General features: G+C 67.8%; 19 protein-coding genes. 13 read left to right on the top strand and 6 right to left on the bottom strand.

Annotated features, from left to right (window positions below):
- The first annotated feature begins 92 nt into the window (after nt 1–92).
- Complete coding sequence (gene clpS / locus NM961_RS16335; RefSeq protein WP_255915477.1) at nt 93–419, top strand: ATP-dependent Clp protease adapter ClpS; 327 nt, start codon at nt 93–95, stop codon at nt 417–419.
- A gap of 41 nt (nt 420–460) precedes the next feature.
- Nucleotides 461–2,737: an ATP-dependent Clp protease ATP-binding subunit ClpA gene (clpA, locus tag NM961_RS16330; RefSeq protein ID WP_255915476.1), complete on the top strand. Its 2,277-nt coding sequence runs from the start codon at nt 461–463 to the stop codon at nt 2,735–2,737.
- 191 nt (nt 2,738–2,928) lie between these two features.
- On the opposite strand, the gene infA is transcribed toward clpA, so the two are convergent.
- The 4 genes from infA to trxB all read right to left on the bottom strand — a co-directional run bounded on the left by infA (nt 2,929) and on the right by trxB (nt 6,244).
- A complete protein-coding gene (infA, locus tag NM961_RS16325) occupies nt 2,929–3,147 on the bottom strand; it encodes a translation initiation factor IF-1 (RefSeq protein ID WP_133820089.1) in 219 nt (72 codons plus the stop codon).
- Between the two features lie 237 nt (nt 3,148–3,384).
- Nucleotides 3,385–4,116, bottom strand: a complete 732-nt coding sequence (gene aat, locus NM961_RS16320; RefSeq protein ID WP_255915475.1) for a leucyl/phenylalanyl-tRNA--protein transferase — start codon at nt 4,114–4,116, stop codon at nt 3,385–3,387.
- Nucleotides 4,113–5,261 (bottom strand): GNAT family N-acetyltransferase, encoded by a 1,149-nt coding sequence (locus NM961_RS16315; RefSeq protein WP_255915474.1) that lies wholly within the window; start codon nt 5,259–5,261, stop codon nt 4,113–4,115. Before NM961_RS16315 ends, aat begins: the two co-directional genes overlap by 4 nt.
- 23 nt (nt 5,262–5,284) lie before the next feature.
- A complete protein-coding gene (gene trxB, locus NM961_RS16310) occupies nt 5,285–6,244 on the bottom strand; it encodes a thioredoxin-disulfide reductase (RefSeq protein WP_255915473.1) in 960 nt (319 codons plus the stop codon).
- A 268-nt stretch (nt 6,245–6,512) separates the two neighbouring features.
- On the opposite strand from trxB, the gene ald reads away from it, so the two are divergent.
- From ald to NM961_RS16290, 3 genes are all read left to right on the top strand, one after another.
- On the top strand, nt 6,513–7,580 hold the full coding sequence (ald, locus tag NM961_RS16305) for an alanine dehydrogenase (protein WP_255915472.1): 1,068 nt from the start codon (nt 6,513–6,515) through the stop codon (nt 7,578–7,580).
- A gap of 54 nt (nt 7,581–7,634) precedes the next feature.
- Nucleotides 7,635–8,081 carry a hypothetical protein gene (locus tag NM961_RS16300; protein WP_255915471.1) on the top strand — a complete coding sequence of 149 codons (447 nt, stop codon included), beginning with the start codon at nt 7,635–7,637 and terminating at the stop codon, nt 8,079–8,081.
- Between the two features lie 126 nt (nt 8,082–8,207).
- Entirely contained in the window at nt 8,208–10,529 is a 2,322-nt protein-coding gene (locus tag NM961_RS16290; protein ID WP_343231925.1) for a DNA translocase FtsK, read from the top strand.
- Between the two features lie 15 nt (nt 10,530–10,544).
- On the opposite strand, the gene NM961_RS16285 is transcribed toward NM961_RS16290, so the two are convergent.
- On the bottom strand, nt 10,545–11,132 hold the full coding sequence (locus NM961_RS16285) for a hypothetical protein (protein ID WP_255915470.1): 588 nt from the start codon (nt 11,130–11,132) through the stop codon (nt 10,545–10,547).
- Nucleotides 11,133–11,426: 294 nt separating this feature from the next.
- Between NM961_RS16285 and lolA the strand changes: the two genes are divergently transcribed.
- The 5 genes from lolA (at nt 11,427) to serS (ending at nt 16,855) form a co-directional block, all read left to right on the top strand.
- On the top strand, nt 11,427–12,107 hold the full coding sequence (lolA, locus tag NM961_RS16280; protein WP_439334224.1) for an outer membrane lipoprotein periplasmic chaperone LolA: 681 nt from the start codon (nt 11,427–11,429) through the stop codon (nt 12,105–12,107).
- Nucleotides 12,107–12,781: a YoaK family protein gene (locus NM961_RS16275; RefSeq protein ID WP_255915468.1), complete on the top strand. Its 675-nt coding sequence runs from the start codon at nt 12,107–12,109 to the stop codon at nt 12,779–12,781. The genes lolA and NM961_RS16275 overlap by 1 nt, the downstream gene beginning before the upstream one ends.
- 193 nt (nt 12,782–12,974) lie before the next feature.
- Nucleotides 12,975–14,339: a replication-associated recombination protein A gene (locus NM961_RS16270; RefSeq protein ID WP_255915467.1), complete on the top strand. Its 1,365-nt coding sequence runs from the start codon at nt 12,975–12,977 to the stop codon at nt 14,337–14,339.
- Nucleotides 14,336–15,508, top strand: a complete 1,173-nt coding sequence (locus NM961_RS16265) for an MFS transporter (RefSeq protein ID WP_255915466.1) — start codon at nt 14,336–14,338, stop codon at nt 15,506–15,508. Before NM961_RS16270 ends, NM961_RS16265 begins: the two co-directional genes overlap by 4 nt.
- 69 nt (nt 15,509–15,577) lie before the next feature.
- Nucleotides 15,578–16,855 carry a serine--tRNA ligase gene (gene serS / locus NM961_RS16260; RefSeq protein ID WP_255915465.1) on the top strand — a complete coding sequence of 426 codons (1,278 nt, stop codon included), beginning with the start codon at nt 15,578–15,580 and terminating at the stop codon, nt 16,853–16,855.
- Nucleotides 16,856–16,979: 124 nt separating this feature from the next.
- Here serS and NM961_RS16255 read toward each other — a convergent pair whose 3' ends face one another.
- Entirely contained in the window at nt 16,980–17,279 is a 300-nt protein-coding gene (locus NM961_RS16255) for a DUF1244 domain-containing protein (RefSeq protein WP_255915464.1), read from the bottom strand.
- Nucleotides 17,280–17,464: 185 nt separating this feature from the next.
- Between NM961_RS16255 and folD the strand changes: the two genes are divergently transcribed.
- The 3 genes from folD to NM961_RS16240 are packed head-to-tail and all read left to right on the top strand — an operon-like array spanning nt 17,465 to nt 20,228.
- Nucleotides 17,465–18,319, top strand: a complete 855-nt coding sequence (gene folD / locus NM961_RS16250) for a bifunctional methylenetetrahydrofolate dehydrogenase/methenyltetrahydrofolate cyclohydrolase FolD (RefSeq protein ID WP_255915463.1) — start codon at nt 17,465–17,467, stop codon at nt 18,317–18,319.
- A gap of 8 nt (nt 18,320–18,327) precedes the next feature.
- Entirely contained in the window at nt 18,328–19,191 is an 864-nt protein-coding gene (locus NM961_RS16245; RefSeq protein ID WP_255915462.1) for a TRAP transporter TatT component family protein, read from the top strand.
- Nucleotides 19,192–19,232: 41 nt separating this feature from the next.
- Complete coding sequence (locus NM961_RS16240) at nt 19,233–20,228, top strand: TRAP transporter substrate-binding protein (protein ID WP_255915461.1); 996 nt, start codon at nt 19,233–19,235, stop codon at nt 20,226–20,228.
- Nucleotides 20,229–20,263 lie beyond the last annotated feature (35 nt).

Raw genomic sequence — 20,263 nt, 5'->3', positions numbered from 1 at the left:
AGCGCCGCGCTGCCGCCGGGCCCTTGCAAAGCGCCCTACGGCCACCATTAGCGGCGCTATACTGGAATCAGGCATAGGGACGCGGTTGAACAATGGCTGGCAATACCGAACACAACCCGCAACACGATCACGGCCTGGCGGTCGAGGAAGCCCGGCCGGAGATCGCGCGCCCGCCGATGTACCAGGTCCTGTTGCTGAACGACGACTACACGCCCATGGACTTCGTGGTCCATATCCTGCAGGCCTTTTTCGGCTTCGCCTATGAACGCGCCCACGAGGTGATGCTGAATGTGCATTTGCGCGGGCGCGGCGTCTGCGGTCTGTATACGCGGGAAGTGGCAGAAACCAAAGTCACCCAGGTCAACGAATTCGCCCGTTCCAACCACCATCCGTTGCTGTGCACCATGGAAAAAGCCTGAGTGGTCCCCATCTCCGGCGCATCCTGATACAGGGGTAAGGCATGTTTAGCAAAGACCTCGAACTCACCATTGGCCAGTGCTACAAGGATGCGCGCGAGCAGCGCCACGAATTCATGACCGTGGAGCATCTGCTGCTGGCCTTGTTGGAAAACCCGTCCGCCGCGGCCGTGCTGCGCGCCTGCGGTGCGGACATAGCCAAGCTCGGCAAGGAACTCAAGGCGATCATCGCCGAGACCGTGCCGGTGCTGCCGCCCGGCGACGAACGCGACACCCAGCCCACCCTGGGCTTCCAGCGCGTGCTGCAGCGGGCCGTCTACCATGTGCAGTCCTCGGGCCGCAAAGAGGTCACCGGGGCCAACGTCCTGGTCGCCATCTTCGGCGAAAAGGACTCCCACGCCGTGTATTTCCTCAATCAGCAGGAAATCACCCGCCTGGACGTGGTCAACTACATTTCCCACGGCATCGCCAAGATCGGCCACGAACCGCAGCAGCAGCCCGGCGGCGGCGGCGAGCGCGAGGCCGAGGAAGGCGGCGAGCCCAAGGGCAATCCGCTGATCGAGTTCGCCACCAACCTCAATGAACTGGCGCGCCAGGGCAAGATCGACCCGCTGATCGGCCGCACCGAGGAAGTGGAGCGCACCATCCAGGTGCTGTGCCGCCGGCGCAAGAACAATCCGTTGTACGTCGGCGAGGCCGGCGTGGGCAAGACGGCGCTGGCCGAGGGCCTGGCCAAGCGCATCGTCGAGAACGACGTGCCGGCCGTGCTCAAGGAATCGACCATCTACGCGCTGGACCTGGGTGCCCTGGTCGCCGGCACCAAGTACCGCGGCGATTTCGAGAAGCGCCTCAAGGCGGTGATCGGCCAGCTCAAGAAAGAACCTCAGGCCATCCTGTTCATCGACGAGATCCATACCATCATCGGCGCCGGCTCGGCCTCGGGCGGCACCATGGATGCGTCCAACCTGATCAAGCCCATGCTGGCCTCGGGCGAGATCCGCTGCATCGGTTCGACCACGTTCCAGGAATACCGCGCGATCTTCGAGAAGGACCGCGCGCTGGCCCGCCGCTTCCAGAAGATCGACGTGGTCGAGCCTTCGGTGGCCGATTCCTTTGAGATCCTCAAGGGCCTGCGTTCGCGCTTCGAGGAACACCACAACGTCGAATACACCAACGACGCGCTGAAGGCGGCGGTGGATCTGTCGGTCAAGCACATCGCCGACCGTCTGCTGCCGGACAAGGCCATCGACGTGATCGACGAAGCCGGCGCGCGCCAGCGCCTGGTGCCCGAGGAAGAGCGCAAGAACGTCGTCGACGTGCCCGAGATCGAGTTCATCGTCGCGCGCATGGCGCGGATCCCGCCCAAGCAGGTGTCCGCCTCCGACCGCGACGTGCTCAAGAAGCTGGACCGCAACCTCAAGATGGTCGTGTTCGGCCAGGATCAGGCCATCGATTCGCTGGCCGGCGCGATCAAGATGGCGCGCTCCGGCCTGGGCAACCCGGCCAAGCCCATCGGCTGCTTCCTGCTCGCCGGCCCCACCGGCGTGGGCAAGACCGAGGTCACGCGCCAGCTCGCGCTGCAACTGGGCATAGAGCTGATCCGCTTCGACATGTCCGAGTACATGGAAGCGCATTCGGTGTCGCGCCTGATCGGTGCGCCCCCGGGCTATGTCGGCTTCGACCAGGGCGGCCTGCTGACCGAGCAGATCGTCAAGCATCCGCATTGCGTGCTGCTGCTGGACGAGATCGAGAAGGCGCATCCGGACGTGTTCAACATCCTGCTGCAGGTCATGGACCGCGGCGCGCTGACCGATACCAACGGCCGTGAAGCCAACTTCAAGAACGTGATCGTGGTGATGACGACGAACGCCGGCGCCACCCAGGCGGCGCGCCGTACCATCGGCTTCGTCTCGCAGAACCACGCCACCGACGCGATGGAGGCGATACGCCGCCAGTTCTCGCCGGAATTCCGCAACCGCCTGGATGCGATCGTGCAGTTCGGTGCGCTGGACCTGGATCACATCCTGCGCGTGGTGGACAAGTTCCTGATCGAACTGGAAACCCAGCTGCACGAGAAGTTCGTCTCGCTGCATGTGGACATGGATGCCCGCCGCTGGCTGGCCGAGCATGGCTTCGATCCGCAGATGGGCGCCCGCCCGATGGCGCGGGTGATCCAGGACAACGTCAAGCGCGCGCTGGCCGACGAACTGCTGTTCGGCAAGCTGGTCAGCGGCGGCCGGGTGTTGCTGTCGGTGGTCGACGGCAAGCTCGATGTGCGCGTCGAGGCGGCGGACGAGAAGCTGGAGGCGACGGTCGAGTAAACCGCCGTACCAAAGCACCAATGAAAAAAGCCCGGCTGGTCCGGGCTTTTTTCTGTCGCCTGTGCCAGGGCGTCGCAGACATTTCGCAACGCCGGCGCGTGCCGGCCGGTGCGAAGCCGCGTTCCGCCCGCTGCGGGCGATGCCGCTGCCGGCCGGGCAGGGCTCGGCCGGATCGCGCGGCGAGGCGCGGCTTACTTCATGCGGTAGGTGATGCGACCCTTGGTAAGGTCGTAGGGCGTCATCTCGCACTTGACCTTGTCGCCGGTCAGGATGCGGATGTAGTTCTTGCGCATGCGGCCCGAAATATGGGCGGTGACCACGTGGCCGTTTTCCAGCTTCACGCGGAACATGGTGTTGGGCAGGGTTTCAAGCACCGTGCCTTCCATCTCGATGACATCGTCTTTGGACATTGGCCCTTCGTTTTGGCTGTGGTCGCGGCAGGAAGCTTTGGGAAATCAATGCCCTGGCGCGATTCCGGAGTGGTTCGCCGCAAACGGCGGCCGCTTCTCCGGCCACGATTCGCGCAAGCTGCAGGACTGGCCTGCGTCGCCGCATTGAGAAAGGGCGCCGCGGCCCTTTTTCAAGCCCCTCGGCGGAGCGGCGCGGGATGATGCCACGTTAGGCGCCCCACGGGAAGCAAGACCGTCTCAGTCCTGCAACAGGTCGCGGCCGCGCCAGCCGGCCACGTCGGCGGCCCAGCTGCCGATCTGGCCGGGCTTTGCGGTCAGTTCGGCAATGCGCCGGCTGAATTCGCGCCGCGGCATTTCGTAGGCGCCCAGCGTGGTGAGGTGGTCGGAACTGACCTGGGCGTCGATCAGCGGCCAGCCGCGCCGGGCGAGCAGCCGGGCCAGGGCGAGCAGGGCGACCTTGGAGCCGTTGCCGGCAGCGCTGAACATGGATTCGCCGTAGAACATGCGGCCTATGGCCACGCCGTAGATGCCGCCGACCAGTTCTCCGCCGGTGAACACCTCGACCGAATGCGCGTGACCCAGCCGGTGCAACTGCCCATACGCCGCCAGCATGGCCGGACTGATCCAGGTGCCGGACTGCCCCGGCCGCGGCGCGGCGCAGGCCTGCATCACGCGGGCGAACACGCTGTCGGCGCGGATCTCCCAGTCGCAGTCGCGCAGCCAGCGGCGCAGTGTGCGCGACTGGTGCATGGCGCCGGTGGCGAACACCATGCGCGGGTCCGGCGACCACCACAGTATCGGCTCGCCTTCGGAGAACCACGGAAAGATGCCCTGGCGATAGGCGTCGAGCAGGCGCCCGGGGCCAAGATCGCCGCCGGCGGCGAGCAGGCCGTTGGGCTCGCGCAGGGCGGTTTCCACGGCCGGGAATTCCTCGTTGCGGCCGGCGTGCAGTATCGGAATGCGGATCATGCGCCGGCTCCGCTGTCGTCGTCGGCATAGGGCGACTGGGCGCGGAAATACGCGCCGTTGTGCTGCCAGTGCAATTCTTCGGTCTGCAGCGCGCGCCGTATCGCCTCGCGGAACGGTGGCTGCGCGATGTAGTGGAAGGAGCGGGTGGGCGTGGGCAGGAAGCCGCGCGCGATCTTGTGCTCGCCCTGGGCGCCGGGCTCGAAACGCTGCAGCCCCTCGCGCAGGCAATAATCCAGGCCCTGGTAATAGCAGGCTTCAAAATGCAGGCCGGGAATCTCGCGCGTGCAGCCCCAGTAGCGGCCGTACAAGGTGCCATGGCTGCGCAGGCACAGCGCCATGGCTACCCGTTCGCCATGCTGGCGCGCCAGGAATACGACCAGATTGCGCGGCATGGCCTGGCCCAGGTGGCGCAGGAATGCCTCGGTCAGGGCGGGATAATTGCCTTTTTCGGCGAATGTTTCTTTGTAGCAGGCGTGCACGAAGTGCCAGTCGGCGTCGTCCAGCTCGTCGCCGTGCAGGGTTTCCAGGCTCACGCCCTGGGCGGCGACGCGGGCGCGCTCCTGGCGCAGGTTCTTGCGCTTCTTCGGCTTGAGCGCGGCGAGGAAATCGTCGAAGTCGCGGTAGCCGCGGTTGTGCCAGTGGAACTGCCAGTCGTGCCGCGGCAGCCAGGTATCGGCGGCGAAGTCGGCGGCACTGTCCTCCGCGACGAAATTCACATGCGCCGAGGACAGCCCGTAGCGCCCGCAGGCTTGGCTCAGCGCCCGCAACAGCACCTGCCGCTGCGCCGGCGCGCCGAGCAGGCGCGGCCCGGTCACAGGCGAGTAAGGCACGGCGACGAGCAGTTTGGGGTAGTAATCCAGGCCGTGGCGCTGGTAGGCCTCGGCCCAGGACCAGTCGAACACGAACTCGCCGTGGGAGTTGTCCTTGAGATAGCAGGGTGCCGCGGCCACGGCGCGGCCGGCATCCAGCAGCACGGCGTGCCACGGCAGCCAGCCCAGCTCGGCACGGATGCAGCCGTGACGTTCCAGGCCGGCCAGGAAGGCATGGGCCAGGAACGGGTTGTCGTCGGGGCGCAGGGCATCCCAGTCCTGTGCCGCGATCTCGTCCAGGCCGGAAAGAAAGCGGACTTCCGCCGATGCGGCCATGGCCCGTGCTGCGTGGCCCGGCCTCAGGCCAGGCCGAGCTTGTCCAGGTACTTCTCCGCGTCCAGCGCCGCCATGCAGCCGAAGCCGGCCGAGGTCACGGCCTGACGGTAGACCTGGTCGGCCACGTCGCCGGCGGCGAACACGCCCGGTACGCTGGTGGCGGTGGCGCCGCCTTCCAGTCCGCTGCGGATGCGGATGTAGCCATTGTTCATATCGAGCTGGCCGTCAAACAGGGCCGTATTTGGTGTATGGCCGATGGCGACGAACAGGCCGCTGATGGCCAGTTCGCGGGTGGAGCCATCCACGGTGCTGCGCAGGCGCAGGCCGGTCACGCCGGTGTGGTCGCCGAGCACTTCATCCACGCCGTGGTTCCACAGGATCTCGACCTTGCCGGCCTTCTCCTTGGCGAACAGCTTGTCCTGCAGGATCTTCTCCGCGCGGAACTTGTCGCGGCGATGTATCACTGTGACTTTCTTGGCAATGTTTGCCAGGTACAGCGCTTCCTCGACCGCGGTGTTGCCGCCGCCGACGACGGCGATTTCCTGTTCGCGGAAGAAGAAACCGTCACAGGTGGCGCAGGCGGAAACGCCCTGGCCCTTGAAGCGTTCCTCCGACGGCAGGCCCAGGTACTTGGCGGTGGCGCCGGTGGCGATGATCAGTGCGTCGGCGGTGTAGCTGCCGCTGTCGCCGACCAGTCTGAACGGGCGCTGGGCCAGGTCGACGGTGTGGATGTGGTCGAACACGATCTCGGTGGCGAAGCGCTCGGCGTGCTTCTGCATGCGTTCCATCAGCGCCGGCCCGAGCAGGCCCTCCACATCGCCCGGCCAGTTGTCGACCTCGGTCGTGGTCATCAACTGGCCGCCCTGCTGCATGCCGGTCAGCAGCAGCGGCTTGAGGTTGGCACGCGCCGCATACACCGCCGCGGTATAACCGGCCGGACCGGAACCGAGGATCAGCAGGCGACTGTGCTTGGGGGTGCTCATGTATAATCCCTCGCCGCAAATTGCGGCCTTGAACGTGTCGATTCATACGACCCTGCGGCAATGCGCTGCATTGCAAGACGGTCGTTCCGTTGTCTTCAGTCCTTCCACGCCGGTGTCTGACCCTGACGGGTGCAGGCCGCCGCCGTTCGGGCCAGCAAGAGCCCGCAAGGATGGGGAGAACGCGCACACGATTCAAGGGCGGTGCGAAGCTCGGGAGGGCGTCGCCTGCACGGCAAGAACGAGCTAATCACACCACTGAGGAATTGCAATGCGTATCGGTATCCCTTCGGAAACCAAGACCCTTGAAGGCCGCGTCGCCCTGGTGCCGGCCGCCTGCGCGGATCTGGTCAAGCGCGGCCACGAGGTCTTCGTGCAGTCCGGCGCCGGCGTCAAGAGCGGCTTCTCCGACGCCGATTTCACCCGCGTCGGCGTCAAGATCGCCGCCGATGCGGATGCGCTGTATGAAGCCGGCGAACTGATCGTCAAGGTCAAGGAGCCGATCAAGGGCGACCTGGAGCGCCTGCGCAAGCACCACCAACTGTTCTGCTACCTGCACCTGGCGCCGGAGCCGGAACTGACCCGGCGCCTGCTCGACATCGGCCTGACCGGCGTGGCGTTTGAATCCGTGGAAGAAGCCGACGGCTCGCTGCCGCTGCTGGCACCCATGTCCATCATCGCCGGCCGCATCGCGGTCCAGGTCGGCACCCACCTGCTGCACCAGCCCATGGGCGGCAAGGGCAAGCTGCTCGGCGGTCTGCCGGCGACGGAGCGCGGCAAGGTCGTGGTGCTCGGTGCCGGCGCGGCCGGCGGCAATTCCGCCCAGCTGGCTGCGGCCGGCGGCGCCAACGTCGTCGTGTTCGACAAGCGCCCGGACCGCCTGGCCCAGATGATGGCCCTGGGCACCAACGTCACCGCGCTGTATCCGTACGAGGAATACGTCGCGCGCGAAGTCGCCACGGCCGACCTGGTCGTCGGCGCCGTGCTGATCCCCAGCGCCAAGGCTCCGCACGTGGTCACCCGTGAAATGGTCAAGACCATGGAGCCGGGCAGCGTGCTGGTCGACATCTCCATCGACCAGGGCGGCTGCTTCGAGACCGCCCGCCCGACCACCTGGGCCGAGCCGACCTACCTGGTAGACGGCGTGACCCATTTCGCCGTGACCAATATGCCGGGCGCGGTGCCGCAGACGTCCTCGCAGGCCATTTCGGCCGCCATCCTGCCGTATGTGCAGCGCATGGCCGGCGGCCCGCAGTGGCGCGAACATGCGGCGCTCAAGCGCGGCATCAACGTCGACGGCGGCGAGATCGTCCACCCGGCCCTCAAGGGCATGCTGTAAGCCACGCCCGCTGCTGCCCCGGCCCCGGTGCCGGGGCAGCGCAGGCCGGATGTCATGGATACGACATCGTCTCCGGCGCGCCTGCCGCGCCTGCTCGGCGTGCTGATGGCGATCTATCTGGTCGCTTCGCTGCTGCATTTCACCCACAACGCCGAATACCTGGCGGACTACCCGGGGCTGCCGCCCGGCTGGACCTGCCTCGGCGTCTACGCGGCCTGGTTCTGCATCACCGCCACGGGTCTCGCCGGCGTCTGGTTGTTGCGGCGCGGCTGGTCATCCACCGGCCTGGCGCTGATCGCGGTGTATGCGCTGCTGGGCCTGGACAGCCTGGGCCACTACCTCGTGGCGCCGCTGGCCAGCCATACCCGCGTCATGAATGTTTCCATTCTTGCGGAAGTCGGCGCGGCCCTGGCCGTGCTGGTCGAAACCGTGCGCCAGTTCGCGCTGAGCCTGCTACGCCGGCATCGCCGTCGCGCCGCGGTGCTGCCGGCGGCGCAGTGAGCGGGTAAAGTCGCCGCTGCGGCCGGCGATGCGGGCCGTCCGGCGTCATCCCGGCTTTTCGTGTTCCGTGCGACAATCGCCCAGCGAACAAAGCCTTACAGAAAATTCCTGAGGTATAGTCCAGCGGTGTCGCGCAATTCCAAAGCCACTCCGGCGCCGGGCATCGGCGAACAGCTGCAGAAGCTGCTGCGGGAAATCGCCTTCCTGCTGCTGCTGCCGGTCGTCGTCTATCTGCTGGCCTGCCTGCTGAGCTACAGCCCGCAGGACCCGGGCTGGTCGCACGCGGGCCAGCCCGAGCATATCCACAACTTCGGCGGCGCCGTCGGCGCCTGGTTTGCCGACCTGGCGCTGTACTTCTTCGGCGGCCTGGCCTACGTGTTTCCGCTGCTGCTGCTCGCCGTCGGCGCGGCCTTCGTGCGGCCGCGGGCCCAGACACCGGCCTCGGCACTGCAACCTTCGCTGCGCCTGATCGGCTTCGTCGCGTTTTTCCTCAGCGGCAGCGGCCTGGCCCATCTGCATTTCACCGGTCCCAGCCAGCTGCCCGAGAAGGCCGGCGGCATCCTCGGCAAGATGGTTGGCGGCGGCCTGCTGCACGGCTTCGGGTTTCTCGGCGCAACCCTGTTCCTGCTCGCGGTATTCCTGGTCGCCGTCACCCTGGCCACCGGCCTGTCCTGGTTCAAGCTGATGGACAGCATAGGCCGCGGCATCATTGCCGGCGGCGCCTGGCTGCTGGGCAGCCTGAAGAAGGCGGACGATGCCCGCGTCGGCCGCGCCGCGCGCATCGAGCGCGAGGAAGTGCGCAAGGTCGAGACGGTGAAGCAGGCCCGGCGCGAGCCGGTCAAGATCGAGAAACCCGCCCAGGCCAGCATAGAAAAGAGCGAGCGGGCCGAGCGCGAGCAGCAGATCCCGCTGTTCGTCGGCGCGCCGGTGGACGGCGAGCTGCCGCCGCTGTCGCTGCTGGACGAACCCAAGCCCCAGATCGCCGGCTATTCCGAGGAAACCCTGGCCGTGCTGTCGCGCCAGGTCGAACTCAAGCTCAAGGATTTCCGCATCGAGGCCCAGGTCGTCGGCGTGTTCCCGGGCCCGGTGGTCACCCGCTTTGAAATGGAACCCGCCGCCGGCGTGCGCGGCAGCCAGATCAGCAACCTGGACAAGGACATCGCCCGCGGCCTGTCTGTGGTCAGCGTGCGCGTGGTCGACGTGATCCCGGGCAAGAACGTGATCGGCCTGGAAATCCCCAATGCCAAGCGCGAGATGGTGTACCTGTCGGAAATCCTGCGCTCGGACAAGTACGACGCGATGAAATCGCCGCTGTCGCTGGCCCTGGGCAAGGATATCGGCGGCCGGCCCACGGTCGCGGACCTGGCCAAGATGCCGCACCTGCTGGTCGCCGGCACCACCGGCTCAGGCAAATCGGTCGCGGTCAACGCCATGGTGCTGAGCCTTTTGTACAAGGCCAGTCCACGCGATGTGCGCCTGATCATGATTGACCCCAAGATGCTGGAGCTGTCGGTCTACGAAGGCATTCCGCATCTGCTCGCGCCGGTGGTCACCGACATGAAGGAGGCCGCCAACGCGCTGCGCTGGTGCGTGGCCGAAATGGAACGGCGCTACAAGCTCATGGCCGCGGTCGGCGTGCGCAACCTGGCCGGCTTCAACAAGAAGGTGAAGGAAGCCGAGGACGCCGGCCAGCCGCTGCTGGATCCGCTGTTCCGCCCCGATGCCTCGCAGCCGGAACGCCGCGCCGAGCCGCTGCAGCCGCTGCCCTACATCGTCATCATCATCGACGAATTCGCCGACATGATGATGATTGTCGGCAAGAAGGTGGAAGAACTGATCGCGCGCCTGGCGCAGAAGGCGCGCGCCGCCGGCGTGCACCTGATCCTGGCCACGCAGCGTCCGTCGGTGGACGTGATCACCGGCCTTATCAAGGCCAATATCCCGACCCGCATCGCCTTCCAGGTATCCAGCAAGATCGACTCGCGCACGATCCTCGACCAGTCGGGTGCCGAAGCCCTGCTCGGCCACGGCGACATGCTCTACCTGCCGCCGGGCACGGCCACGCCCGAGCGCGTGCACGGCGCCTTCGTCGACGACCACGAAGTACACCGCGTGGTCGAATGGCTGCGCGCCCAGGGCCGGCCGGAATACATCGAAGGCGTGCTGGAGGAAGTGCAGACCACCGGCGACGGCAAGGTCATCGGCGAAACCGGCCTGCCCGAGGAAATCAGCGAAGGCAACGCGGACTACGACGAACTCTACGACCAGGCCGTGCGCATCGTGACCGAGTCGCGCCGCGCCTCGATCTCCGGCGTGCAGCGCCGGCTCAAGATCGGCTACAACCGCGCCGCGCGCCTGGTGGAGCTGATGGAGCAGCAGGGCGTGGTCAGCCCGCCGGAACACAACGGCAACCGCACCGTGCTGGCGCCGCCGCCGCCGGATGTGTGAGCCGGCCGCGCGGGCTCAGCCGGGCAGCTCGAAACCATCCGCGTAGATTGCATCCGCCGCCGGCACGGTCGCCGGCGCGCCGGCATCGTCGTAGCACCAGTCGTGGATGGTCACGGGAAAGCCCAGCGGCGGCTGCGTGCTCAGGCGGATCCAGCCGTAGTTGATCGCGCCGCTGCCTTCGTTCTTGAAGCGCAACCCCAGATAAGCCTGGCTCAGCCCCGCCTGCCACAGGCTGGTATCGCCATCGAAGCCGGCACGGCTGAACAGCGCGTCCGGCCCGATCACGGCGCCGGGCTGCAGCACCGCGAACGTGGTGCCCGAACTCACCACGCCGGCGCCGCCGTTGGCAGCCGAGCCCCAGTAGAACTTGAGCTGGCCCGGCGGCTCGCCGATCTGGCGGGCGTAGGGATCGATGTCGAAGCCCGGCGCCAGCGATTCGGCTTCGCCGCTGACACCGGTGATCAGGTTCAGGTACAGCCCTTCGCCAGTGGCCGGCACATTCAGGTTGCGCAGCGGCGAACAGACCTCCGCCGCGCCCGCGGGCAAGGCCGCAGCCAGGGCCGAGAGCAGGGCAGTGCGGGCGATACGGGATTGCACGGACATGGAACTGGCCTGCGGAAGTGCCTGCGCGGCGGAAGGAAAAGTGTACCGTCGCCGCGGCCGGCGCGGGCTCCGCGCCGCGGCGGATCTGCGCAGTCCCGCTGCGATTGTCGCGCCGCGCCGCCGCATGGGATGATCGGGCGATGGCTGACCCTGGCATCCGTCGCGGCGCAGCGCCGCGTCCGGATCCGCTGTCGGTATTTCTGGCGGGGCTGAACCGCCGCTGCGCCGCGCGGGAACCTGCGCCGCCGGCGCCGGTCCAGGCCGCGTCCATTTCGCACGAGAGTGAACCCGATGCTGTCTCGCGTCCTGCTAATCGGCCTGCTGGCCCTCAGTTCCACCGCCGGCGCAGAAACCGCGCGCGCGCGCCTGGACGCCTTCGCCAAGGGCCTGCAAAGCGTCTCCGCCGGTTTCGAGCAGACTGTGTTCGATGCCAACGACAAACCCGGCAAGAAGACCAGCGGTACACTCGCGGTGCAGGCGCCGCGCCAGTTCCGCTGGGATGTGAGCAAGCCCTACGAACAGCAGATCGTCGCCGACGGCATGCACGTATGGATCTACGACCCGGACCTGGAACAGGTCACCGTGCGCAGCCAGAGCGTGGAAGAAGCGCACAGCCCGCTGACCGTGCTTACCGACCTGGCCCAGCTCGACCGCGATTTCGCCGCCAGCGAGCAGGGCGAGCACGACGGCCTGAGCTGGCTGCGGCTCAAATCCAAGGCCAAGGAGCCGGAGTTTGAATACGCCGACTTCGGCTTCGCCTGCGCCGACGCGGCGAAGAAAACCTGCGGCGGCGCCGTGGTGCTGCAGCGCATGCTGTTCAAGGACACCCTGGGCAACCGTACCGAGACGCGCTTCTCCGACTGGCAGCGCAATCCGAAACTCGCCGCTGACCGCTTCACTTTCACCCCGCCGCCCGGCGTGGACGTGATCGGCGAGGTCAAGCCCGGCGCGGAAGTGCACCCGCTCAACGATTGATGACCGTTGCGGCTCTGCCACGTTGGGTAGGCGCCGGCGCGTTCGCGCTGGCCTGCATCGCGGGCATGGTCAACGCGGTCGGTTTTCTTGCCTTCGAGCACCAGGCCATCACCCACCTCACCGGCACGACCACGCTGTTCGGCGTCGCGCTGGCGCAGGGGCAGGGCGGCCTGGCCCTCAACCTGCTGCTGTTCCTGCTGAGCTTTCTCGCCGGCGCGGCGCTGAGCGGCGCCATCGTGCGCGACAGCACCCTGCGCCTGGGACGCCGCTACGGCGTCGCGCTGGTGCTGGAATCGATGCTGCTGCTGCTGGCCATACCGCTGCTGCACCGGCACAGCGTGGCCGGCATCTGCGTCGCCACTGCGGCCTGCGGCCTGCAGAACGCCATGGCTAGCACCTACAGCGGCGCGGTGCTGCGCACCACGCATGTGTCGGGCATCTTCACCGACCTGGGCATCATGCTGGGGCAGCGCCTGCTGGGCCACAGCCACGATGCGCGCCGGCGCAATCTCTATCTGCTCATCGTCGCCGGCTTCGCCCTGGGCGCGCTCTGCGGTGCGGCGGGCTTCGCCGTGCTGGGCGAGAACGTGCTCGCCGTGCCGGCCCTGCTCACCGGCATCGCCGGCCTGGCCTACGGGCTGTACCGCCAGCGCGCGCTGCAGCGCGGGCCTTAGGTCCGAGTGGAATCCGCCAGTTGTATCGTTGTTGCCTTGCCGGCATTCGGCGCCGCGTACCGGTGCGGCGGGCAGCGCGATTGCGGCGGTATGGACCGCAACGCCGGCGAACGGCGCAGCGGCCGCGCGCTGAGGGCCGCGGCCGCCACGGCGCATGCCCAAACCGCCGCCGCAACCCGCTAACCTAGGCCGCATGTCCCGCCGCAAACCCAGTCCCGCCTCCGCCGGCCTGTTCGCCGAGCCCGAAGGCCTGAAACCCCTGGCCGAACGCATGCGTCCGCGCGTGCTGGACGAGATCGTCGGCCAGTCCCGCCTGATCGCGCCCGGCAAGCCGCTGCGCCGGGCGGTCGAATCCGGCCATGTGCATTCCATGATCCTGTGGGGGCCGCCCGGCTGCGGCAAGACCACGCTGGCCCTGCTGCTGGCGCGCTATGCCCAGGCCGAGTTCCGCGCCATTTCCGCCGTGCTGTCGGGGTTGGCCGATGTGCGCGCGGCGCTGGACGAGGCCGCCGCCAATTTCGCCCGCGGCGTGCGCACGGTGCTGTTCGTCGACGAAGTGCACCGCTTCAACAAGGCTCAGCAGGATGCCTTCCTGCCGCATATCGAGAAAGGCGTGATCCTGTTCGTCGGCGCCACCACCGAGAACCCCTCGTTTGAACTCAATTCCGCGCTGCTATCGCGCTGCCGCGTACACGTGCTCGAAGCCGTCGCCGCGGCCGACATCGTCGGCGCACTGCGCCGCGCGCTGGAGGACAGCGAACGCGGCCTGGGTGCCCAGGCCATACGCATCAGCGACGAGCTGTTGGCCCTGATCGCCCAGGCCGCCGACGGCGACGTGCGCCGCGCACTGACCTTGCTGGAGATCGCCGCGGAACTGGCCGAGGACGGCGTAATCGACGAATCCACCCTGACCCAGGTGCTGGCCGATCGCACGCGCCGCTTCGACAAGGGCGGTGAGCAGTTCTACGACCAGATCTCGGCCCTGCACAAATCCGTGCGTTCCTCCGATCCGGACGCGGCGCTGTACTGGTTCGTGCGCATGCTCGACGGCGGCTGCGATCCCATCTACCTGGCGCGCCGCCTCACGCGCATGGCAGTCGAGGACGTGGGCCTGGCCGACACCCGCGCCATCGGCATGGCGATCGAGGCCTGGGAAACCTACGACCGCCTGGGCAGTCCGGAAGGCGAGCTGGCGCTGGCCCAGCTGGTGGTCTATCTCGCCGTCGCGGCCAAGAGCAACGCCGTGTACCTGGCCTACGGCGCCGTGCGCGAAGAAGTGCGCGCCCGCGGAACACTGGAAGTGCCCATGGCGATACGCAACGCGCCGACCAGGCTGATGAAGAACCTCGGCTACGGCAAGGGTTATCAATACGACCACGACGTCGCCGGCGGCGTCGCCCTGGACCAGCAATGCCTGCCCGACGCCCTGGTCGGGCGCGAGTTCTACCAGCCCACCGAACGCGGCCTGGAAGCACGCATCGCGCAGAAACTGGCCGAACTGCGCGCCGGCCGCGCCGCGGCCCTGGCCGCGCGGCCGCGCGAGGAAGGCGGCACATGATGCGCGGCGCGCTTGCGCTGCCGCGCACGGTCTGGCTGCTGGGGCTGATCAGCCTGGTCAACGACAGCGCCAGCGACATGATCTACCCGCTGGTGCCGCTGTACCTCAGCGCCGTGCTGCTGGCCGGGCCCAAGGCCCTGGGCCTGATCGAAGGGATCGCCGAAGCCCTGGGCAGCGTACTCAAGCTCGTCGCCGGCGTGCTCGCCGACCGCTTCCGCAGCATGCGCTGGTGGGTGGTCGGCGGCTACGCGCTGTCGGGCCTGATGCGCCCGCTGATTGCGCTCGCCACCAGTTGGGTGGGCGTACTGGCCTGCCGCTTCGCCGACCGCGTCGGCAAGGGCCTGCGAGCCGCGCCGCGCGATGCGCTGCTCACCTTGAGCGTGCCGCCGCAGCAGCGCGGCCTGGCTTTCGGTCTGCATCGTTCCATGGACAATCTCGGCGCCGTGATCGGCCCGCTGCTCGCCGCACTGCTGCTGGGCCTCGGAATGCCGCTGCGCGACGTGTTCTTCTGGTCGCTGGCGCCGGCCCTGCTGGTGATCGTGCTGACCCTGCTGGTGCGCGAGCCGGAGCGGGCCGAACTCAAGCCCAAACCGTTTCGCTGGGATCTCTCCGACCAGCCCCAGGCCCTGCGCCGTTATCTCGTCGCCCTGGGCTTGTTCACCCTGGGCAACTCCTCCAATATGTTCCTGCTGCTGCGGGCCAAGGAGCTGGGCCTGGGCGATGCGCAGATACCGCTGATCTGGGCCCTGGTCTGCGGCGTCGCCGCGGTGTTCGGCACCCCGCTGTCGGCCTGGTCGGACCGGCTGGACCGGCGCCGCCTGATCGTGGTCGGCTGGAGCCTCTACGCCGGCTTCTACCTGATCTTCGGCCTGCTGCCGGCCCAGCCCTGGCTGCTGTGGCCGCTGTTCGCGGCTTACGGCCTGTTCCTGGCCGCGACCGAGGGCGCGGAAAAAGCCCTGGTCGCCGACCTGGTGCCGCCCGAACAGGCCGGTACCGCCTTCGGCTGGTACAACCTGGTCAGCGGCGTGCTGCTGCTGCCGGCTTCGCTGCTGTTCGGCTGGTTCTGGGCCGATGTGGCACCGCTGGCGGCATTCGCCTTCGGCTCGGCCTGCGCCCTGGCCGCGGCGGTGCTGCTGCGCTTCTGGGTGCGCCCGGCCACGGCGGGCTGAGGCGCGCGTTGCGCGCGCCGGCGCCTGGCCGCGATAATCACCGGCTTCGTTGAATTCCAAAGGATTGCCATGCTCGACCCAGCCCTGCTGCGCGGCCAGCTCGACGCCGTTGCCGAACGCCTGGCGACGCGCGGTTACGCGCTGGACAAGGCCGCGATCGAAGCCCTGGAATCCCGGCGCAAGGTCGTGCAGGTGGAAACCCAGGAACTGCAGACCCGGCGCAATTCGCTGTCCAAGCAGATCGGCATGGCCAAGGGCAAGGGCGAGGACGCCTCGGCCCTGATGGCCGAAGTCGGCGGCATCGGTGACTCGCTCAAGGCCAACGAGGACCGCCTGGCCGACATCCAGCAGCAGATCGCCGCGATCGCGCAGAGCATTCCCAACCTGCCGCACGAATCCGTGCCGCTGGGCGCCGACGAATCCGCCAACGTCGAACAGCACCGCTGGGGCACGCCGCGCAGCTTCGATTTCCCGGTGCGCGACCATGTGGATCTGGGCGCCCGCAAGGGCTGGCTGGACGGCGATGCCGGCGCCAAGCTCTCCGGCGCGCGCTTCACCGTGCTGCGCGGCGAACTGGCCCGGCTGCACCGCGCACTCGCCCAGTTCATGCTGGACCTGCACACCGGTACCCACGGCTATCTTGAAACCAATGTGCCGCTGATCGTGAACGCCGATTCCATGCTCGGCACTGGCCAGCTGCCCAAGTTCGAGGAAGACCTGTTCGCCACCGCCGTCGGCGACAACCGGCGCTACCTGATCCCGACCTCGGAAGTGCCGCTGACCAATCTGGTGCGCGACAGCATCGTCGAGGCCGATTCGCTGCCGCAGCGCTATACCGCCCACTCCATGTGCTTCCGCGCCGAGGCCGGCTCCCACGGCCGCGACACCCGCGGCATGATCCGCCAGCACCAGTTCGAGAAGGTGGAGCTGGTCAGCATCGCCAGGCCGGGCGAAAGCGACGCCGAGCACGAACGCATGACGCGCTGCGCCGAAGCCGTGCTGGAAGCGCTGGAACTGCCGTACCGGCGCATGCTGCTGTGCACCGGCGACATGGGCTTCGCCGCAGTGAAGACCTTCGACCTGGAAGTCTGGCTGCCGTCGCAGAACACCTACCGCGAGATTTCCTCCTGCTCCAACTGCGGCGATTTCCAGGCCCGCCGCATGCTCGCACGCTGGCGCAACCCGGAAACCGGCAAGCCCGAACTGCTGCATACCTTGAACGGCTCCGGCGTCGCCGTCGGCCGCGCGATGATCGCGGTGATGGAGAACTACCAGCAGGCCGACGGCTCGATCGCGATTCCGGCAGCGCTGCGGCCGTATATGGGCGGGGCTGAGCGGATCGCCTGAAGCCCGGTTTGCAGGATTGCAGTGGTGACGCCTGAAAGCCCTCTCCCCCAGCGCGCCGGGGGAGAGGGAGCGCTTCTGTTTTCTGCGACGCGGCAATCGGTTTGCGCGTGCCCCAGGCGCTGTCCTACGGGTGGTTTTTCGTTGCCTTCTCAAATGCCACCAGCTGCTCCGCCGTCGCTTCCGGCTGGTACTGCTGCTTCCAGTCCGCGAACGGCATGCCGTAGATGCGTTCGCGCGCCGCGTCCTTGCTCAGCGCCAGGCCGTGTTCGGCGGCCGCTTCGCGGTACCAGTCCGCCAGACAGTTGCGGCAGAAGCCGGCGGTAATCATCAGGTCGATGTTCTGCACATCCTTGCGCTGGTCCAGATGGGCCAGCAGGCGGCGGAAAGCGGCGGCTTCCAGTTCGGTCGGGCTGGGCGGATTCATGACGGCGGCTCCGGGGAAAGCCTGCATGGTAGCTGACCGCGGCGGCGGGCCGGTTTGAGGCAGCCCGGCCGGACATGGATAATGCGCGCCTTGGCGAGGCCGGGCAGCATTCCGGCCGTTCTCACCGCGTCGCGACTGACGCTTCTGCACAGCCGGCTGCAGTCCGGCCCTGGATCTGCCCACTCATGACCGCCCGCATCCTGGACGGCAAACGCATCGCCGATGAATTGCTGGAGCGGATCAAGGGGCGGGTCGCAGCCCGCGTCGCCGCCGGCAAGTCACGGCCCGGACTGGCCGTGATGCTGGTCGGGTCCGATCCGGCCTCGGCCGTATACGTCAAGAACAAGCGCAAGGCCTGCAAGGAAGTCGGCTTCCGCTCCTTCGACTACGACCTTCCCGCCGAGACCGCCCAGGCCGAGCTGGAAGCACTGATCGACCGTCTCAACACCGACCAGCGCGTGCACGGCATCCTGCTGCAGCTGCCGCTGCCGCCGCACGTCGACGCCACGGCGCTGATCAACCGCATAGACCCGCGCAAGGACGTGGACGGCTTCAACGCCGCCAACGTCGGCGCGCTGGTGCTGCGCCAGCGCGGCCTGCGGCCGTGCACGCCCAAGGGCGTGATGACCCTGCTGGCACATACCGACCGCCCGGTGCGCGGCCAGCATGCGGTCGTGGTCGGCGTGTCCAACCACGTCGGCCGGCCGATGGCGCTGGAGCTGCTGCTGGCCGGCTGCACCACCACGTCCTGCCACAAGTTCACCCGCGATCTGCCCGGCTTTGTCAGCCAGGCCGACCTCGTCGTCGTCGCCGTGGGCCGGCCCGGCCTGGTCAAGGGCGAGTGGATCAAGCCCGGCGCCATTGTCATCGACATCGGCATCAACCGCCTGGACGACGGCAGCCTGGTCGGCGACGTGGAGTTCGACGCCGCCGCGCAGCGCGCCTCGTGGATCACGCCGGTGCCGGGCGGAGTGGGGCGCATGACCGTGGCCACCCTGATCGAGAACACGCTGGAAGCCGCCGAGACCTTCTTCGACTGAATGCTGCCATGTTGATTCTGCGCAAAGTACACATAGTCGTCATTTCCGCCGCGCTGGCGCTGCTCAGCGGCTGCGCCGGCATCGTCAACAAGGCCACCGACCGCTTCTCGGTCAATCTGCGCACGGCCATCCTCAACCAGGACGATCCCGCCACCGTGCGCGACGGCCTGCCGGCCTACCTGCTGCTGCTGGACGCCATGCTGCAGGGCGAGCCTGACAACCCCGGCACCCTGCTGGCCGCGGCGCGCCTGTACGGCGCCTATGCCGGCGGCTTCGTCAGCGAGCCCGAGCGTGCGAAGCGCCTGGCCAATCGCGCCTTCGGCTATGCGCGGCGTGCAACCTGCGTGCGCAATGCCGGCCTCTGCGGCGCGATCGAACAGCCTTTCGAGGCTTTCGCCGCCGAAGTGGCCAAGGCCGGCGCCAAGGATCTGGACCTGCTCTACGGCCTGGCCTCGGCCTGGGCCGGCCGCATCCAGCAGGACAGCGGCGACTGGAACGCCATCGCCGACCTGCCCAAGGTGCAGGCCCTGACCGAGCGCGTGATTGCGCTGGATGCAAACTACGAAGGCGGCGAGCCGCACATGATCTTCGGCGTGCTGCATTCGCTGCGGCCGGCCTCGCTGGGCGGCAAGCCGGAACTGGGCAAGGCCGAGTTCGAGACTGCCATCGCCCAGTCCCAGGGCCGCAATCTCATGGCCAAGACGCTCTACGCGCAGTACTACGCGCGCCTGGTGTTCGACCAGGAACTGCACGACCGTTTGCTGAACGAAGTGGTCGCCGCCGCGCCGGAAGCGCCGCAGCTGACCCTGATGAACGTGCTGGCGCAGCAGCGGGCCAAGGCCCTGCTGGCCTCCGGCAAGGACTATTTCTAGGCATTGAGCGGGTCGTCACGGCCCTTTCGAGGAGTGAAGCAATGAATCTGCGCAACCGTCTGCTGACCGGCCTGCTCGCCCTGCTGGCCGGCGCCGCGGCCCAGGCCGAAGTCATCAAGATCGCCACCACCGCGCCCGACGGCACGGCCTGGATGCGCGAGATGCGCGCCGGCGCCGATGCGGTCAAGACCCGCACCGAGGGCCGCGTCGAACTCAAGTACTACCCCGGCGGCGTCATGGGCGACCAGGCCACGGTGCAGCGCAAGATCAAGATTGGCCAGCTGCAGGGCGGCGCCTTCACCGGCGGCGAAGTGTCCGGCATCAATCCGGATGTGCAGCTCTACAGCCTGCCGTTCCTGTTCCGCAGCCAGGCCGAGGTCGACGCGATCCGTGCCAAGTTCGATGCGCCCATCAAGGACGGCTTCGAGAAGAACGGCTTCGTCGCGCTGGGCCTTTCCGGCGGCGGCTTCGCCTACATCATGAGCACGCGCGAGATAAAAACCCGCGACGATCTCAAGGCCGCCAAGGTATGGGTGCCGCAGGGCGACCATATTGCCGAGATCGCCTTCAAGAACGCCGGCGTCACGCCGATCTCGCTGCCGCTGGCCGATGTCTACACCAGCCTGCAGACCGGACTGATCGACACCGCCGCCAATACCCTGGCCGGTGCGATCGCGTTCCAGTGGCATACCAAGATCAAGCACATCGTCGACCTGCCGGTGAGCTATGTCGCCGGCGTGCTGGTGGTGGACAAGAAAGCCTTCGACAAGGTCAGCGCCGCCGACCAGGCCGTGCTGCGCGAGGAAATGGGCAAGGCCTTCGCGCGCCTGGACCAGATCAGCATCGAGGACAACACCAACGCCGTCGATGCGCTGAAGAAGGCCGGCATCACCATCCACACGCCCAGCGCCGAGGAAATCAGCAACTGGCAGAAGGTCGGGTCCGACTCGGCCAGCCAGATCGAAGGCGAGAAGGCGCTGTCGATGGACCTGTACAAGTCCCTGGTCGAGACGCTGGCGGCGCTGCGCAAGAAGTGATGCGGAACGGCTGAGACAGGGGCAGGGGAGACACG

The organism is Tahibacter harae (assembly GCF_024437735.1).
GTDB lineage: Bacteria > Pseudomonadota > Gammaproteobacteria > Xanthomonadales > Rhodanobacteraceae > Tahibacter > Tahibacter harae.
This window is presented reverse-complemented; position numbering and strand designations above follow the sequence as displayed.

Coding starts and splice junctions, on each gene's coding strand:
- aat (WP_255915475.1), bottom strand. CDS start 4,116: ATGATCCGCATTCCGATACTGCACGCCGGCCGCAACGAGGAATTCCCG.
- trxB (WP_255915473.1), bottom strand. CDS start 6,244: ATGAGCACCCCCAAGCACAGTCGCCTGCTGATCCTCGGTTCCGGTCCG.
- NM961_RS16245 (WP_255915462.1), top strand. CDS start 18,328: ATGTTGATTCTGCGCAAAGTACACATAGTCGTCATTTCCGCCGCGCTG.
- NM961_RS16265 (WP_255915466.1), top strand. CDS start 14,336: ATGATGCGCGGCGCGCTTGCGCTGCCGCGCACGGTCTGGCTGCTGGGG.
- folD (WP_255915463.1), top strand. CDS start 17,465: ATGACCGCCCGCATCCTGGACGGCAAACGCATCGCCGATGAATTGCTG.
- NM961_RS16285 (WP_255915470.1), bottom strand. CDS start 11,132: ATGTCCGTGCAATCCCGTATCGCCCGCACTGCCCTGCTCTCGGCCCTG.
- ald (WP_255915472.1), top strand. CDS start 6,513: ATGCGTATCGGTATCCCTTCGGAAACCAAGACCCTTGAAGGCCGCGTC.
- NM961_RS16270 (WP_255915467.1), top strand. CDS start 12,975: ATGTCCCGCCGCAAACCCAGTCCCGCCTCCGCCGGCCTGTTCGCCGAG.
- infA (WP_133820089.1), bottom strand. CDS start 3,147: ATGTCCAAAGACGATGTCATCGAGATGGAAGGCACGGTGCTTGAAACC.
- NM961_RS16240 (WP_255915461.1), top strand. CDS start 19,233: ATGAATCTGCGCAACCGTCTGCTGACCGGCCTGCTCGCCCTGCTGGCC.
- NM961_RS16315 (WP_255915474.1), bottom strand. CDS start 5,261: ATGGCCGCATCGGCGGAAGTCCGCTTTCTTTCCGGCCTGGACGAGATC.
- NM961_RS16300 (WP_255915471.1), top strand. CDS start 7,635: ATGGATACGACATCGTCTCCGGCGCGCCTGCCGCGCCTGCTCGGCGTG.
- NM961_RS16275 (WP_255915468.1), top strand. CDS start 12,107: ATGACCGTTGCGGCTCTGCCACGTTGGGTAGGCGCCGGCGCGTTCGCG.
- serS (WP_255915465.1), top strand. CDS start 15,578: ATGCTCGACCCAGCCCTGCTGCGCGGCCAGCTCGACGCCGTTGCCGAA.
- clpS (WP_255915477.1), top strand. CDS start 93: ATGGCTGGCAATACCGAACACAACCCGCAACACGATCACGGCCTGGCG.
- clpA (WP_255915476.1), top strand. CDS start 461: ATGTTTAGCAAAGACCTCGAACTCACCATTGGCCAGTGCTACAAGGAT.
- NM961_RS16255 (WP_255915464.1), bottom strand. CDS start 17,279: ATGAATCCGCCCAGCCCGACCGAACTGGAAGCCGCCGCTTTCCGCCGC.